General features: G+C 45.8%; 19 protein-coding genes. 6 read left to right on the top strand and 13 right to left on the bottom strand.

Going from position 1 to position 16042, the window contains the following annotated elements; genetic code table 11:
• Nucleotide 1: 1 nt before the first annotated feature.
• Nucleotides 2-256 carry a winged helix-turn-helix transcriptional regulator gene (locus tag D2V93_RS08695; protein ID WP_245978151.1) on the top strand — a complete coding sequence of 85 codons (255 nt, stop codon included), beginning with the start codon at nucleotides 2-4 and terminating at the stop codon, nucleotides 254-256.
• On the opposite strand, the gene D2V93_RS08690 is transcribed toward D2V93_RS08695, so the two are convergent.
• Complete coding sequence (locus tag D2V93_RS08690; RefSeq protein ID WP_119619190.1) at nucleotides 234-482, bottom strand: GDP-mannose 4,6-dehydratase; 249 nt, start codon at nucleotides 480-482, stop codon at nucleotides 234-236. The genes D2V93_RS08695 and D2V93_RS08690 overlap by 23 nt on opposite strands.
• 690 nt (nucleotides 483-1172) lie before the next feature.
• On the opposite strand from D2V93_RS08690, the gene D2V93_RS08685 reads away from it, so the two are divergent.
• From D2V93_RS08685 to D2V93_RS08670, 4 genes are all read left to right on the top strand, one after another.
• Nucleotides 1173-1421 (top strand): hypothetical protein, encoded by a 249-nt coding sequence (locus tag D2V93_RS08685; protein WP_147377391.1) that lies wholly within the window; start codon nucleotides 1173-1175, stop codon nucleotides 1419-1421.
• A gap of 7 nt (nucleotides 1422-1428) precedes the next feature.
• Nucleotides 1429-1635 (top strand): hypothetical protein, encoded by a 207-nt coding sequence (locus D2V93_RS08680; protein WP_072880063.1) that lies wholly within the window; start codon nucleotides 1429-1431, stop codon nucleotides 1633-1635.
• 125 nt (nucleotides 1636-1760) lie between these two features.
• Entirely contained in the window at nucleotides 1761-2702 is a 942-nt protein-coding gene (locus tag D2V93_RS08675) for an SDR family oxidoreductase (RefSeq protein ID WP_220473633.1), read from the top strand.
• Between the two features lie 140 nt (nucleotides 2703-2842).
• Nucleotides 2843-3751: a helix-turn-helix domain-containing protein gene (locus D2V93_RS08670; RefSeq protein ID WP_119619188.1), complete on the top strand. Its 909-nt coding sequence runs from the start codon at nucleotides 2843-2845 to the stop codon at nucleotides 3749-3751.
• A gap of 20 nt (nucleotides 3752-3771) precedes the next feature.
• Here the strand turns inward: D2V93_RS08670 and D2V93_RS08665 are convergent, their stop codons facing one another.
• Nucleotides 3772-4095, bottom strand: a complete 324-nt coding sequence (locus D2V93_RS08665) for a winged helix-turn-helix transcriptional regulator (protein WP_072880461.1) — start codon at nucleotides 4093-4095, stop codon at nucleotides 3772-3774.
• Nucleotides 4096-4204: 109 nt separating this feature from the next.
• On the opposite strand from D2V93_RS08665, the gene D2V93_RS08660 reads away from it, so the two are divergent.
• On the top strand, nucleotides 4205-4963 hold the full coding sequence (locus D2V93_RS08660; protein WP_119619187.1) for an SDR family NAD(P)-dependent oxidoreductase: 759 nt from the start codon (nucleotides 4205-4207) through the stop codon (nucleotides 4961-4963).
• A 239-nt stretch (nucleotides 4964-5202) separates the two neighbouring features.
• Here the strand turns inward: D2V93_RS08660 and D2V93_RS08655 are convergent, their stop codons facing one another.
• From D2V93_RS08655 to D2V93_RS08605, 11 genes are all read right to left on the bottom strand, one after another.
• Nucleotides 5203-6171, bottom strand: a complete 969-nt coding sequence (locus D2V93_RS08655) for an aldo/keto reductase (RefSeq protein WP_119619344.1) — start codon at nucleotides 6169-6171, stop codon at nucleotides 5203-5205.
• An 82-nt stretch (nucleotides 6172-6253) separates the two neighbouring features.
• The gene (locus D2V93_RS08650; protein ID WP_119619186.1) at nucleotides 6254-6823 is read right to left on the bottom strand and encodes a Crp/Fnr family transcriptional regulator; all 570 of its coding nucleotides are present in this window, start codon (nucleotides 6821-6823) and stop codon (nucleotides 6254-6256) included.
• A 138-nt stretch (nucleotides 6824-6961) separates the two neighbouring features.
• A complete protein-coding gene (locus D2V93_RS08645) occupies nucleotides 6962-7453 on the bottom strand; it encodes a lipocalin-like domain-containing protein (protein ID WP_119619185.1) in 492 nt (163 codons plus the stop codon).
• Nucleotides 7454-7565: 112 nt separating this feature from the next.
• Complete coding sequence (locus D2V93_RS08640) at nucleotides 7566-8465, bottom strand: helix-turn-helix domain-containing protein (RefSeq protein WP_119619184.1); 900 nt, start codon at nucleotides 8463-8465, stop codon at nucleotides 7566-7568.
• Between the two features lie 12 nt (nucleotides 8466-8477).
• Complete coding sequence (locus D2V93_RS08635) at nucleotides 8478-8828, bottom strand: hypothetical protein (RefSeq protein ID WP_119619183.1); 351 nt, start codon at nucleotides 8826-8828, stop codon at nucleotides 8478-8480.
• 67 nt (nucleotides 8829-8895) lie between these two features.
• Nucleotides 8896-9879, bottom strand: a complete 984-nt coding sequence (locus tag D2V93_RS08630) for an MBL fold metallo-hydrolase (protein ID WP_119619343.1) — start codon at nucleotides 9877-9879, stop codon at nucleotides 8896-8898.
• Between the two features lie 203 nt (nucleotides 9880-10082).
• A complete protein-coding gene (locus D2V93_RS08625; protein WP_119619182.1) occupies nucleotides 10083-11381 on the bottom strand; it encodes an MFS transporter in 1299 nt (432 codons plus the stop codon).
• Between the two features lie 17 nt (nucleotides 11382-11398).
• Nucleotides 11399-11830, bottom strand: coding sequence for a DUF2147 domain-containing protein (locus D2V93_RS08620; RefSeq protein WP_119619181.1), 432 nt, complete (start codon nucleotides 11828-11830; stop codon nucleotides 11399-11401).
• Nucleotides 11827-12765, bottom strand: coding sequence for an NmrA family NAD(P)-binding protein (locus D2V93_RS08615; RefSeq protein WP_119619342.1), 939 nt, complete (start codon nucleotides 12763-12765; stop codon nucleotides 11827-11829). Before D2V93_RS08615 ends, D2V93_RS08620 begins: the two co-directional genes overlap by 4 nt.
• 13 nt (nucleotides 12766-12778) lie before the next feature.
• Nucleotides 12779-13561: an SDR family oxidoreductase gene (locus tag D2V93_RS08610; protein WP_119619180.1), complete on the bottom strand. Its 783-nt coding sequence runs from the start codon at nucleotides 13559-13561 to the stop codon at nucleotides 12779-12781.
• A 27-nt stretch (nucleotides 13562-13588) separates the two neighbouring features.
• The gene (locus tag D2V93_RS08605; RefSeq protein ID WP_119619179.1) at nucleotides 13589-15988 is read right to left on the bottom strand and encodes a TonB-dependent receptor; all 2400 of its coding nucleotides are present in this window, start codon (nucleotides 15986-15988) and stop codon (nucleotides 13589-13591) included.
• Nucleotides 15989-16042 lie beyond the last annotated feature (54 nt).

Raw genomic sequence — 16042 nt, 5'->3', positions numbered from 1 at the left:
TATGTATGAAAGAAAGATATTACCCAACCTAAGTTGTGGCCTTGACCTGATTGGTGAAGTCCTCTACGGAAAATGGAAGATGCGTTTACTTTGGTTCATAAACGAGGGTCATAAAAGACCAAGTGAGCTTCAGCGTAAAATTCCGGACGCTTCACGAAGGGTTCTGAACATTCAATTAAAGGAATTGGAAGACCACGAACTGGTCACCCGAAAGATCTATCCGGTTGTGCCCCCTAAGGTGGAGTACAGCCCCTGATCGCGTTTTCCCAGTTCTGGTCATGGTTCAGATCTGCCTCATAAAAGGACAATCCTTCAAGATTGGAGATCCCATTGTCCTTTAAGGTCTGTAACACCACTCCAATACTTGCTTTATCTCTTATGGTAGTTCTAACGGAATAGCCTTTCTGCACTAATTGGAACAGGATGTGCATCCCTAAAAATCCAGTTCCACCCGTTACCAACACGATTTCCTTACCGTTCATCACTTAGTTTTTAACTCCTGCAAATCTCTGTATACTTTGACAGTTTCAGTTTATTGAAAAGCCCAAACACACTTTATTGAAAAGTCCAAAACATACGTTCACAAGTCCCTTTGGCATGAAAGGGCAAAAAGGCATCGGACCTCTTGAGGGCCTTTCTTAAGGAACGACCATACCGGTAAACCACATGTTGTCCGTGACTTTCCAAAAGCGATCGGCCACATCAATTTTCTAGATCTATCCGGAACAACTTCAAGCCTTCCTCAATAGAGATTCTCCTTCAATGGGTGATTCCATATACCTTCGAAAATAGGTGACATCCCACGAATCAAGTTCTCGTAATACAGTGATTTATGACTACAACAAAAGGCGTTTTAGACACGTCCGCCCATTCAATTAACCTGAATTTTGGGGTGTCATTGTTACTTAAAAGAATGACATCCGGAACGGGCAATAAATCCACCTTAAAAAGAAGTGGACCTTAAAAAATCGGAGCCTATTCCAACTTTCTTGAAGGTGAAAAAATGAATTGGGGATCAAATCGAATTTAAACGAATGCTGTCAAAAGTAAGATCAATCAAAAGGGGGCATCAAAGGCTGTTATTGCTTTCATCCATTCTATTGGCTGCTTCATGCAGTTCCAATAAAACAATCTATATCAACAATAAGCATAAAGATGCCATAACCCTTTCAATGGATTCAAATTATCACGGCAAAAACGTCTTTGCAGATTCTTTGGACGGCAAAAAAATTGGAGCCCATCTCATCCTCCATTTTGGCAAGGGCAAATGGAGCAAAAATGACAAAATACAGTTAGAAAAAACATTACGGCACACTGCAGTGAATTCAGTGGACAGTATAGAAGAAAGAAGCTTTCGTCCAACGATTCGGGTGAATTACATCCGTCTATTTGTGGAAGAGCTATTGGTAACGATCAAATAAAAACAAAATGGAAAAAAACATCAAAATTGACAAGCTTTCAGTGGTTCAGACCCTACTATCAAACGCAATTCCGCCTGTTGGGTTCTTTTTATACTTCAGGTACAGGAACGATTTTCCCAACAAGGCCAAAAAGGCACTGATCAATGCCGCCGTAGGGATTCCCATTGCCGTGATTATGGGGTATATCTTCAATAATTACATTTTAACCACATAACATATTTACAAGTACTTCAAAAAACATTGCAATACCAAAAGTACAGTTCAAGTCGACATAGGGGTTTCACTGAAATCCCAACGAACCTCAGTAACAGTATAGCGTAAAACAATAGATATCAAAAAATGAAAAACGAAATCAAAAATTGGACAGCCTCCGATATTCCCAAAAGTAATGGAGGTCTGGCCGTAGTAACGGGCGGAACCGAGGGAATAGGCTTTCAAGATGTCCTCGCCTTGGCATCGTCCGGGTGGCACGTAATAATGACAGGGCGTGACCCTAAGAAAGGTTTGGAGTCCATAGTACAGGTCCACAAACTTTATCAAAAGGCAAACGTAAGTTTTGAAAAGATCGATCTTGCCGACCTTTCCTCGATCAAGGCCTTTGGGGACAGAATGCAAGAAAAAGGAAGGCCGATCGATCTTCTTATCAACAATGCCGGTATCATGACCCCGCCCAAACGGCTCGAAACCGCCGACGGTCTGGAAATACAGTTTGGCACGAACCATATTGGCCATTTTGCATTGACGGCCCATCTCATGCCACTATTGTCCATGGCGAACCATCCCCGTGTGGTCACCGTTTCGAGTATCGGAAACCGTAATGGCAAGATCAATTTTGATGACCTTCAGTCAAGATCTTCCTATAAACCCATGGAAGCATACGCACAATCCAAACTGGCCAACCTTATGTTTGCCTTTGAACTCCAACGTCAAAGTGATAAAAACGGTTGGGGTATCATGAGTTTATCCGCCCACCCAGGTGTTTCCCGCACAAATCTCCTGATCACCGGAGCGGGACGATGGAGTTCTTCGGGGATAATGAGGACCTTTCTTCCCTTTATGTTCCAACCGCCGGCCATGGGGGCATTGCCGACATTGTTTGCCGCTACCTCCCCAGAGGCGGAACCAGGAGCCTATTATGGGCCAAATAAATTGAGTGAGACCCGGGGATTCCCCACTCCAGCAAAAATACCGGTACAGGCCGAGGATAAGATCGTTGCCCAAAAATTATGGGACGTATCCCTGGAATTGGCCAATGTTACCTTTGATAATAGAAAGTATTAATTTTAGATATGTTATGAATGGTCTTATCGATTGGTTTGGCACCTCGGGCGGACAGCACCAAATTTGTTTGGGCCGGGATGCCCTTTAAGATCGTTCCTTAACAATCCATCAAGATATCCTTTTACCCAAAACCCAATTGGATGAATACCATTCGAATCAAATCAATAACCGAACTGCACCGGATGGTAGGTTTGGCCCCGCCGGAGCACCCCCTTATCAGTGTCATGAACTATGCGGATGTTCAAATGCCCGAGGGCTTCACAGAAATGAGGGCCATATTGGACTTTTATTACATCACCTTAAAAAGGGGATTCAAGAATAAGCTGCAATATGGACAACAGACCTATGATTTCGATGAGGGACTGATGGGCTTCATGGCCCCGAACCAATTGATATCGGGCGGTGGACCGTCCCCTGAGGATGACCTTAAGGGATGGATCATGCTCATCCATCCGGATTTTATATGGAATACCTCGTTGGCAACAAAGATCAAGAAATATGAATTCTTTGGATACGCCGTACACGAAGCACTCTTTTTATCCGACAAGGAAGAAACCATTGTCAATGGTATCGTCGGTGCCATCAAAAATGAATATCATTCCAATATCGATGCATTCAGCAAGCAGATCATAATAAGCCATATTGAAAATTTGTTGAGCTATGTGGAGCGATTTTACAACAGACAATATATCACAAGGGAAAAATCCAATCATCAAATCCTGGAAAAATTGGATATGTTACTGACCACCTACTTCAATGATGGGGATTTGGTTTCAAGAGGGTTGCCGACCGTACAGTATATCTCGGATACGCTGCATATTTCGCAGAACTATCTTCGTGGATTGTTAAAAATGTACACCGGTAAGAATACGCAGCAACACATCCATGACATGCTGGTCGACAGGGCAAAGGAAAAATTGTCCACTACCGATCTGTCCGTGGGTGAGATTGCCTATGAACTGGGGTTTGAACATCCACAAAGTTTCAGTAAACTGTTCAAGAAGAAAACGAATATGAGCCCTTCCGAGTTTCGGATTTTATACCATTAGACAAAATCCTTGTAAACCATTCAGTTCTTTTCAAATTTTAGGACCCAATCCTTTAAGGAGTCCAGGATAGGCAGCATTGCCTTTCCCTGATCGGTAAGCTGATATTCCACTCGTGGTGGTATTTCCTTATAGGCCGTTCTCAAGATGATGCCATCTTCCTCCAATTCCCTCAATTGTTCGGTCAAGACCTTCCTCGTAAGATCGGGAATGATCGCGTCCAGTTGTCCAAAGCGAATGGTCCGGTCATTGATTACGTTGATGATAATGGGCTTCCACTTGTTCCCAACCTTCCCAATGGCCCTTGTAAGGGGACAATGTGAATTACAAAATTTTTCATCCCTCATGTTCATTGTTTTTGTAGTTACCCAAATGTAACCACTATTTACATAATAGTATCTTTTTCATCCTATCTATAGTATACTTTTGATACCATAACAAAAATACAAAAATAACATGAGTAGATTAAAAAACAAAGTGGCCATTGTAACAGGGGCTTCCAAAGGAATTGGCGCCTCCATCGCAATACATATGGCTAAAGAAGGCGCAAAGGTAATCGTGAACTATGCCTCGGATAAAAATGGTGCTGAAAAGGTTGTAAAAACCATATTGGATGCAGGAGGGTCGGCACTGGCCATACAGGGAGATGTATCCAAGGAAACCGATGTCATCCGACTTTTTGAAACGGCGGAAAGAGACTTTGGGGGGTTGGATATCTTGGTAAACAATGCAGGTGTTGGTCAATATCAACCCATTGAAGCGTTCACGGAAGAATCATTTCAAAAGCAATTCTCCATAAATGTACTTGGAACATTGTTATCCATTCGAGAGGCCCTTAAGCTTTTGGATAGCAAAGGTGGGGCCATTATCAACATCAGTTCCGGGTTCAGCAAAATGCCTTCTCCCGGGATGTTGGCATACTCCGCTACCAAAGCATCCATTGATGCCATCACCGTGGCCTTGTCAAAGGAACTGGGTGCAAGGCATATCCGTATAAATTCCATTCTTCCAGGTGGGGTTGAAACAGATGGTGCCAAAGCTGCCGGAGTGACAAAAGGAAGTGATGCCGAAAAGAACCTAATTGCACACACACCGTTGGGACGTATGGGAATGCCTGGGGACATTGCAAAAGTGGCCGTGTTTCTTGCCTCGGATGAAGCCGCTTGGATCACAGGGGAACAAATCTCGGTTTCCGGTGGTATTTATGGTTTTTAACTATGGCCATAAGCCAATATACAGGTAGGAACTAAGCCTTTTTATTGGTCTGGGATTTTTGATGGATTGAAACTTTGTGGTATTGTAATTCATCATCACCGTCAGTTTCATCCCCATTGGATTTCAGGGTATCTTTAAACATTCCATTCACTACTAGCCACTTCACTGGAGCTGGCTAGTAGTAGAAATGGGATGATACGGTTCAAAACGTTAGCCAATCTTCCATTAGTATTGCTAAACTATTTGCCAATCTTCTTTTGAATTTGTGAGGGATAGCGCTCCCCAACAATTTTAATGGTCTCCAAAGCACCTTTAATTTTCACCAGCTCGTCCTGTGACAATGTCACCTTTGCCCCATCAATGTTTTCCTGTAAGCGATGTAACTTGGAAGTTCCTGGAATGGGAACAATGAAGGGTTTCTGGGCAAGGAGCCATGCTAGGGCAATTTGGGCCGGGGTGGCCCCTTTGTCATTTGCCACGGCAACCACCAGATCCACCAGAGCCTGGTTGGCCTTTCTGTTCTCCTCTGAAAAACGGGGCAAAAGATTTCGTGGATCTGTTTCGTCAAATGTGGTTTCCGCAGATATCGTACCTGTTAAAAATCCTTTGCCCAAAGGACTGAAGGGAACCAATCCGATCCCCAGTTCCTCCAAGGTTTGCAGCACATCTGTCTCGGGATCCCTATAAAATAGGGAGTATTCACTTTGTACGGCCGAAAGGGGCGTTTCCCCATGTGCCTTTCGAATGGTTTTTGAATCCACTTCGCATAGTCCAAAATACTTTACCTTACCCTCTTGGATCAGGTCGTTCACGGTTCCTGCCACCTCTTCGATGGGAACGTTCGGATCTATTCTGTGCTGGTAGAGTAGATCAATATGATCGGTCCCCAATCGCCCCAACGAAGTTTCTACCGCAGATCGTATGCTATTTGGACGGCTATCCACCTCAAATTGCGCATCCGGTTTGAACCCAAACTTGGTCGCGATGACCACTTCGCTTCTGATGGGAGCAAGGGCCTCCCCTACCAAAAGTTCATTGTCCCCATAGCGAAGAGCCGTGTCAAAAAAAGTGACCCCCTTGTCAAAGGCGGATCGCATCAATTGAATAGATTCCGCTTTGGAAGGGGCGCCAGGGAAACTCAATCCCATACACCCGTATCCCAGGGTAGAGACTTCCAATCCACAATCGCCCAATTTTCTTGATTCCATTTTTCTTGATTTTTTGATTATCATGGGTACAAAGGTTGTCCTTTATACCATGGAACCTTTTGACATAAGGCAAAAAGCAGGATTACCCAATCCTTTTTCGAACCCTGCTCAAGGTCGATTGGGTGATTCCCAGATAGGATGCGACATAGGACAAAGGAATTCGATTGACCAGATTCGGGAATTTCTGCATAAATCCAAGATACCGTGTTTTGGCATCCTGTTCGATCAATGGACTTCTTCGCTCCAATTTTTCCTTTTGTTGCCTGGCCACGATTTTTTGGACAATCGCTTCCCATCCCACAATGGTTTCCGAAATATCCCGCCAATTCTTCTTGGAGAAAACCACAAGTTCACACGGTTCAATGGCCTGCAAATATTCGGAGGGAACGTAGTTGGATCCGATATCATGGCCATACAGGATCAATAGGTTTTCCTCAATGAAATAGCGGGTGATCTCCTCCCCTTGGTTATTGTAGTAATACACTCTCAGTACACCCTTTTTGGTAAATCCGACATGGTTGATCGGTTTCCCAGCTTCCCAGAAATAATCATCCGTGGAAAGCTCAATAGTCTCCGCTTTTTTGGTGATCAAATCCCTTTGCTGTTGGTTCAGGTTCCCGAACTGTAGCATAAAATCGAGGAATTCTTCCATGCTTCTAAATTACCCAATATATTCCCATAAGTTTTGCCTTTTGGCAAAAACAACCCTCAATCATGGATTACCTGGAATCTCTTTAGGGACCATATTGCCATTCGGCATGGATTGAATACCTTCCACGATGCAATACTATCAATCCTTTATTTTCCGCCATTCGATCACAACCACCCCTCCATTTTCCAAGGGTAAGTTTTCCACCAAAAGATTTCCCTTCCTTTCCAGCGAAAGTTGCCTGTTGTCCCTATTCAATCCGTTCCAATTGGGGAATGTGGAGCCAATGACATGCTGGCTTTCAAAATCACCATTTTCATCGACCGAATAGGTGCCATAGAGGGCCAAAGACCCGGTCACTGCGGCCCGCAGTTCCTCACAGGTACCTTGACTTCTATCCTCTGCATGGAATGCCGGTACATCCATATCATTCAATATCACATTGAAACGCATGTTTTCCGTAAAGATCAAAGAGCCGCTCGGGTGCTTTCCAAAAAGGGCCAAGGTGTCATTTTCCATGTGCAGGTTGCCCGAGACCAGTTCCCAAGTTCCCTGTATCCTGTTATTGTCCATAGTCGTGCAGGCATTTAAGGTCAAAAGAGCCAACATCCCATATATTTTGCTTCGTTTCATCGTTTTCTTTTTTTTAAACCACTCTAGTTGGTCTTAATTTTTGCCCCTTCCGTAACCCTGTCAAAAGTTGGATTCAACGATGGATCGACCATTGGATGAGGTTTTGCTAAATTCAATTAAAGCTGGCCCTGAACTCCAAAGGACTTTGCTTGGTCTTTGTCTTGAACAACTTACTGAAGCTCTGTGGATGCTCAAACCCCAGTTCATAGGCAATCTCACCCACGGACAGATTGGTAGTGGACAATTTTTCCTTGGCCTTCTCTATCAATTTTTGATGGATATGCTGTTGGGTGGTCAGTCCGGTCAATTGCTTGGACATACTGCTCAAATATTTGGTCGAGACATTCAGTTTGTCGGCCACATATTGCACAGTGGGCAAGCCTTCAAATAGATTCCCATTTTTGAAGTACTCCGTTAAAATTTCCTCCATCTGTGTCAGTACCTTGGCATTGGTCACTTTCCGGGTGATGAACTGTCGTTGGTAATAGCGGTCTGAATAGTTCAACAAGGTCTCTATATGCGAAACAATGATATCCTGGCTGAACTTATCGATGTTGGTATCACATTCCTGTCTGATATTTTCAATGATCCCATTGATGGTCGCCTCTTCTTTTTCGGAAAGGAACAGAGCCTCATTCACTGCATATCCGAAGAACTCGTATTTCTTGATCTTTTTGGCCAGGGAGGTACCCCAAAAAAAATCCGGGTGCACCAACATCACCCAACCTTTAGGGGCATAACCGGGTTCATGCTCCTGACCCCTCAACACCTGGTTGGGTCCGACAAAGGCCATTACCCCTTCGTCAAAATCGTACTTTTGCTGTCCGTAGGTCAAATTGTCACAGTTTCTTTTGAGGGAAATCATATAAAAATCCAGTACCGCACTAATGTCCGCGGCCCCTTTGACGGCCCCGACATCCGTAATGCTTATCAGTGGATGCGAAGGCGGTGCCATGCCCCTTATCCTATGGGCCATGGAAATGGAATTCACTCTAATGGGTAGCTTGTTCATCGTTCTTGGTATTTAATGTTTAAAGGGATATTTGAGATAGATCAATAGCAAGGGCATGGCCAAAAAAGGAATTTCGATCAAGGCCATTTTATAATTTCCCGCCCTCAGGGACAATACCATGATGATCAAAATGACCATGGCATTGAGCATATTGCCCAAAAAAAAGGTCCTGTGCCAGATCAACATCAACCCGATGAGTATTGAGAATATCCCAAAATAAGGCATTGCTGTTTTGGTGATGCCCAATTCGGCCATCATTTTTGATTGCTCCTGACTGGGTGCTTGAAAAGCATCCCACCCGTGCTTGAGGGCCAAAAAAACCGATATGCCCAAAAGCACCATTGATATCACATTCTTTATCATTCGTTGTATAATTTAGTTATCGTTTTAAAAAAATAAATCGGGACGGATAACCGTCCATGTTCTCTTTTTACCCTAAGGAAAGGGCTTCCCCAACTTTTGCAATTTTCAATTCCCCCTGCACTTTATTGTTCCTGGCCAAGGACTTCAGTATGGCCTCGGGCTCGGAAAGTGGTTCATCGGACATATCAAAGGTTCCGTAATGAAAAGGCACCATCATTTTGGCCTTGGTATCATTAAATGCCCTTACGGCATGCTCCGGATCTTGGTGGTTGGGTGACATGAACCAACGGGGAGCATAGGCCCCTGCACCGATCAGGGCCACATCAATATTTGGGAAAAGTTCCCCTACTTCCCTGAAATGGCTCCCGTATCCGGAATCCCCTCCAAAGTAGATGGTCCTTTCACCACTCTTTAACACAAAAGCACCCCACAAGTAGGCATTTTCATCCCCAATCCTGCGGTTTGACCAATGCCTAGAGGGTAAAAAGTAAATTTGCAGGCTGTCATCCAAGTTATATTCCTGATACCAACCTGCTTCCTGTATCTCGCTTGTTTTCACCCAATCCTTCAACAGGGTGGACATGTTCAACCCGGTTAAAAACTTGGCATTCGGGTTCTGCCGATGAAGGGTCACCAAACTGGCCTTGTCACAATGGTCATAGTGCGCATGCGAAACCAGTACATAATCGATATCCACCAGTTTATCCGTGGCTATCGGAAATTCGGTGTACCGCTTTTTCAGCGGAACCGAACCCATAATCGGATCTATCAAAACTTGCCTTCCCCCCACTCGGATGAAAAAGGAGGCATGCCCCAACAATACGATCACATCTTCCTTGGAACGCAAAAACGAATCATCCTTCACCACTTGCATCCGCCATTTGTCCTCTTTCTTGATTTTCCGTTTCGGGTTCCTTTGCAGCATCCATTTCAGTGCATCCCCGAATGAATTCTTCATAGGGAATTCATGGTTCACAAAGCGGCCATTTTCATCGATCGGATTTCCCTCCCAAGACGAGAGTATGGTGTTCAATTCTGGATTTTTAATCATAGGTGCCCTATTTTTTGTTTTGACTATGGAACCCGTGGCCCATTTACCCAATACCATTGACAAAGCTAAGATTCCCGTGGATTTCAAAAACGTTCTTCTCTCCATAATATGGATATGGCATTTAGGTCCGATTAATTTCAAAAATGGTTGGATCCAGGTCCATAAATTTGTTGTTATGGCAATACACTGATAGCCCCCTGTGTTCATTCCTTTTTCTTATTCATACCGATCTTAAGGTAGGCACTCAATTTATCGCTAGCGATAAAACAACCAACACTAGAAAAAACGCAAAATAAGGGAACCACCAACATTCCTATCTGCAATCCATTGGCTCCAGGTTCCGTGGATGCGGCGTCACTGATCATCCCTACCAGTAAGGGGGATAGGGCAACAGATAGCATTCCTGCACCCATCATAAAAATCCCCGTTGCCAGGGCCTCTTTCCCTGGCCCTGCCGCCACATGACCCGATCCAAAGGCAAAAGGCAATAGGAAGGCAAAGGCGAACATGGCCGGCACAAAGAGCGCAATGGTCATGAATGATGAGGGTGCAAAGAGCCCCACCATCGTTGAGACCGCGGCTATGATCAGTGCGACTGCCGGAGGGTTCATCAGTTTGGTCGATCCGCGCTTGACCGCCCTATCGAACCATCTTCCCCCAAGTAAGGTTCCCAATATCCCCATAAGGCCCTGTAAAAGCCCGAACGACAGTCCCACCTCGGATACGGTCAGGCCATGGGTCCTGATCAAAAAAGGAGCGGTAAACGTATAAAAGGGTGCGGTGGCGAAACCCAATAAATTGGCCACAATGAACAACCAGACAAAAGAGGGTTTGGAGAACAATTTTTTGGCCGATACCAAAAAGCCTTCATCATCGGACTTGGAACGCAACACCCCATAGTTTCCCTTGGCGAACAAAAGGACCAATAGGACCACCAACAACCCAATAACACCGGCACCGATAAAAGCGTACCGCCAGCCCAGATGATCGCTTATCCATCCCCCCAAGGCAAAGCCGATCATGGTCCCCAAGGGAATTCCCATGGCAAACAACCCTATGGCCCGTCCCCGAAAAGCGGCGGGTATCCGATCCACGATCATGGCATGGCTTGCAGGGGTCCCTCCTGCCTCACCAAGGGCAACGCCAAAACGTGAAAAGGCAAGAAGAACAAACCCGAAGGCCAATCCACCCAATACGGTCATGGCACTCCAGAGCAAAAGGCACAGCACCAACACTTGCTTTGCCCAGCCTTTATCGGCTATTCGCGCAAGGGGCAGGGAGGCCAAGGAATAGCAAACGGAAAACGCGACCCCTGTAAGGAGACCGAGCTGGGTATCATTGAGGCCAAGGTCCAGCTTGATCGATTCCCCCAAAATAAACGGCAGCACCCTATCTATCTGACTAAAGATGCTCACCAATACCAAGGTGATCAAAAAGGCGGTCCTTCTCCAACAGGACAACAGGACATTTTCATTGGGGTGTGATACCAGGGGTCTATTCATTCCTTTGGTTTTTTCGGTTATGGGACACGGGTCCAGTGAATAGTCCTACCTAACAGGGTCACTCCTTTAAAAGCCCTGCTTTCAAGTTCATTTTCACTTTGTAGTTCCCCCTTAAAACTATAGGTATTGCCGTCCTGGACACTGTACAATTTGCCATTTTTGTACTCCCCATCCCCATAGGCCAAGCCGGTAATATGGATTATCCCTTTTATGGGACGGTCCCGTAAATTTTCATCTGGATTGTGCACATCTTTTTTGGGGGTCTTCCCATCCGGTTCGAACATATCCTTGGACCACAAAAGCTTGGCAGAATATATTTCTCCCTCCTTAAAGAACTCGATCTTATAGTTTTCACTTTGCCATACACCAAGGATATGGTCGGCCTCCAATTTTTGGGCCATTGCGCTAAGGGATACCAATAGTATCGCTGCCAATAATACATTTTTCATATAACTGATTTTTGATAATACACTTTTGCAAACTCTTTGGCGAAATCGGTGAGTTTCACTTTTCCCAATTCCGGTCTGTTCTTATAATAATCTTCATATAGAAGCCCATTCACCCTACTGGCGTTCATTTCGGTCAGGCCCATGGCCACATCGGGGTTCATTCCCAAATACAAAAGGTCGTAGACAAACTGCTCATCGGACACCTGTGTCCATTTGAGATCTGGCATTCCAATCGCGGACCCCAGCACATGTGCCACCTCATCGGGCGAAACCTCATCACTGGCTATGTATCGAACCGTCCTTCCAATAAAGGGCAGTTCCATTTCTTCGGAAATGACCTCCGCAATGTCCAAATGGGAGACCCAAGGCTCTTTTTCTCCACCGCCATAGTTTTGAAAGATGGTACCTTCTTCCCGTATACTGGGTATGTAGGAGAACATGTTATAATAGAAACCCACCGGTCTCATAAACTTGATATGGATATCATCCGGGAGTGCCCTCAAGGTTTCTTCCACATAATAGTGCGCATTGAGCAACCCGACCCCATAACCGGTATGCGCTCCTATCGTACTGAGGTGGATGACTTTGGACACCCCGGAATTTTTAATGGCATGGGCAAAGCTATCGGCCAGCTTAAAATGTTCCGCATCGATATCCATGGCATGGTTGAAATAGGCCCCGGTATTCGCATTGATGGCTTCCATGAGGTAAACCACATCGGCTCCCCTGAACGTTTCTGTCAAAAAGCCGACATCTTGCAATTTTCCAATGGCGGCCCTTACTTGTTTCCCATCCCATGGTGGGTTCAAGGCCTCAATGGCCAATTGCCGTTCCGGTCTACTGCTTATGATGGTCACTTGATGTCCCTTTTCGATCAAGGACAAGGCCAATGGTTTTCCGATATGGCCCAAGGAACCTGTTAAAACGATTTTCATACGATCCGCCATATCAACCCGTAACCCTTAACTGTTTCAACTTTTTAAACTCACCATGCCCATATTTGATCAGGGTGTTCGGCAAGATCCTTCCCAGGACCTTTACGGTCTTGGCCAGGCCCGGTGTGATTTCCGGTCTATCCCTCAAAATCCCATCGATCGCATCCCTGACCATTTTCTCGACATCCATCATCCTTCCCTCCGGGGGTGGCAATTCCCAATGGTTTTGGAGATTGGTCCTCACCCCTGGTGGCAGTATCTCGAACACTTTGATATTGGAATCTTCCAGTTGCAAACGCAACACCTTGGTATAAGCATGGGCACCCGCTTTTGAAGCACTATAGATGGGGGCAATGCTATACGGTAGATAAGCAATACTGGAAGTGACATTGATGATTGCCGCCGAGGTCTTGGTCCTTAAGCGGGGCAAGAACTTATGGGTCATCTGAATGGTCCCCGTCAGATTCGTTGCAATTTCTTGATTGATGCTCAAGAGATCCATGGCATTGTCCTGAAGATCGATCTGACGCATTAGCCCGGCATTGTTGATCATGATATTCAACTCGGGAAACTGTTGGACCACCTCGGCATAAAGCCTTTCGATGGATTCAGGTTCACTGACATCGCTTTGGATGATATGTGCTTTTGGAAACCTTTTCTTGGTTTCCTCCAACGTGTGGAGATTTCGACCGGTCACAATGATCTTGGCGTCCAAATAGGTAAGCTGTCTTACGAATTCAAGCCCGATACCACTTGTACCGCCCGTAATCAATATGGTGCTATTCTTTAATTCCATTTTTTGCTATGTTTCAATGCTTCCTTTTTATAGTTCAACCCTGATCCCAAAGGTGGGGAACACCCCGAGGCCAATATTGGAGATCACCCCTGTCTCTGGAATGAAGGTCTCCATGTTCACATTGAACCTGTTGGTGATGTTCACCAAATCCACAAAGGCGGAAAAAGTACCCCAACTACGTAGGACGTTGTAATCCACCCTCAGGTCCAAACTGATGAAATCCGCTAGCCGGTCCCCATTGATCGCGGTGATTTCTTGGCTATATCGTAGCATTTCGGGGTCATTGAACACATCTTCATGGATGATATATTCATCGGTCGGCCTACCCGTGCTGTAGCGGAACTTCCCTGAGAAAATCCACTTGTCGTTGGGCTTATAGCTTCCCAGAAAACTGAAGGTATGGGGCACACTGAAGATATAGTCATACTCCCCCAGACCATCATTGTCGTCCCTGACGCTCTCCATATAGGAATAACTGATCTGTCCATAATAATTCTTCGATAGCCTTTTGGTCAGACTGATGTCGGCCCCATAGGCATGGCCCGTTCCGTCATTGGTCAAAAAGCTCTGGGCCCGGTTGGGCTGCACGATTAGGTCGTCAAATTCCTTGTACCAACCTTCCGCAATGAATTTCAGGTCACTGGAAATTTGGATCTTATAACCAAGAATGGACTGGAAGGAACGTTCATTTTTGAGGAGGTTCCCATCGGATTGCCCTGCCACATCCGGATAGGCCGCATCCTGATAATAGAGCCCCGTTGCAAAATTAAGACTGTGCTTTTCGCTTAAAGCGAAGCTTCCGCTCAATCTGGGAGAAAGGGTATGCTGCTCGGTAAATCCGGTATAATCGTACCGGACGCCTGGGTTCAAGGTAAACCGATTGGACACTTTCCAAGAGGCATTGATGTAACCTGAACCATTGAAGGCGTTATCATCGAACCTTGAGTTGAACAGGGAGGGATCCAACACTTCGTACAGTTGCGATGGGTTGTCACTGATGTCCCTTGTCCGGAACGTATAAAGGGTATCCATACGGCTCAATCGTCTTTCATAGTCCAGATCGACCATGGCGGCATCGACTCCCGCTGTCAGGGTTAGCTTATCAAAATTTTTGGTATAGATGGAACGATAACCCACCTCCTGTTGGTCATTGAGGATGGTCCGGATACGTTCCTCATAGCCCCCTGCCAATGGGTCCACTATGACCCCTTCGTCATCAAGGGACGGGTTGAACCTCCCGAAATTGTTGTCCACACTTGAGGAGCGGTAATACAGTACATTGGTGAGGTAACTACTGGAATTCAGCAAGGTCCTCAGATTGAGTCCCACTACGGCTTGGCTTCTTTCATGGTCCCACAGCACGGTACGGCCACTATTGTCCTCATTGATCTCCATACCCGGTTCCAGGTCATCAATGGTCCTACTGGCCGATTCGGGATTGATCATGGCAATGACCGAAAGTTTATTTTTTTCATTGAGCTGTGTGGTGGTCTTCACCAGGTAATCGCCAAATGATATGGAGGCCTGCTGTTCGTCCAACAGGTCGATCAGCATTCCAAAGTTTTGGTACCTGGCGGAAACGAAAACACTTGTCTTCTCGGATATCGGCCCATCGGCGATCAGGGTCGCCCCCAACAGATCGAACTGTCCGCTAACGGACCAGGATGCCCTGTTGCCCTCCTTGACCCCGAGACTGAGGAAGGATGAGGACCTCCGTCCATAGGTTGCCCCGAACCCACCATTCTGGAACTGGACATTGTCGATGATACGTGGGGCAAAAATGCTGAACCGGCCACCATTGGGGTCATTGAACCCTGAATTGAAACCCTCGGCCTCCAAGTGGGAAAGGTTGAACATGGGGATGTCATCCACCATATAGACATTGTCCCGGGTCCCTTGTCCCCTTGCTGCGATGGCAGAGAATTGGGAGCCACTGCTGACCACTCCGGGCAGACTTGATAAGGCCCTCATAATGTCCCCTTGTGCACCGGGATTCCTAAAAATCTCCTCTCTGGAATAGGAAAAGGCGGATACCGGTACCTGCGGATTGGTCTCCCCTTTGTAAACGCTCACCGTTACCCCGTCCAACTCGGAAACCTCCTCCAAAAGCTCATATTCCGAGTAATAGGTCTTATTGGCCGTAATGGTCATTTCACTGATCTTCTTGGTCTGGAACCCGATATAGGAAATGGTCACGGCATAGGTGCCCACGGGAATATCATCGACCTTAAAAACACCATTATCATCGGTAATGGCACCAAGTTCTGTATTGTCAATGGCCACACTGGCTCCCATTACGGGCTGTTTGGTGACCTGCTCAATGATCTTGCCCTGAAAGCTTCCCGTTGATTGGGCAAACACGGCCACATGGGCCAAAAAAAGGAACGCCCCTGTCAAAAGATGTTTATTGTCCAAAATAGATTTCATAGATATTTAAATTTTGTTTGGACAAAGTTCCCTTGAAGTTGACCGTAAAATGTA

The sequence above is a fragment of the Flagellimonas taeanensis genome (genome assembly GCF_003584105.1).
In the GTDB taxonomy this organism is placed as follows: domain Bacteria; phylum Bacteroidota; class Bacteroidia; order Flavobacteriales; family Flavobacteriaceae; genus Flagellimonas; species Flagellimonas taeanensis.
Note: the sequence above shows the minus strand (reverse complement) of the source record. Positions and strands in the feature narration are given on the sequence as shown.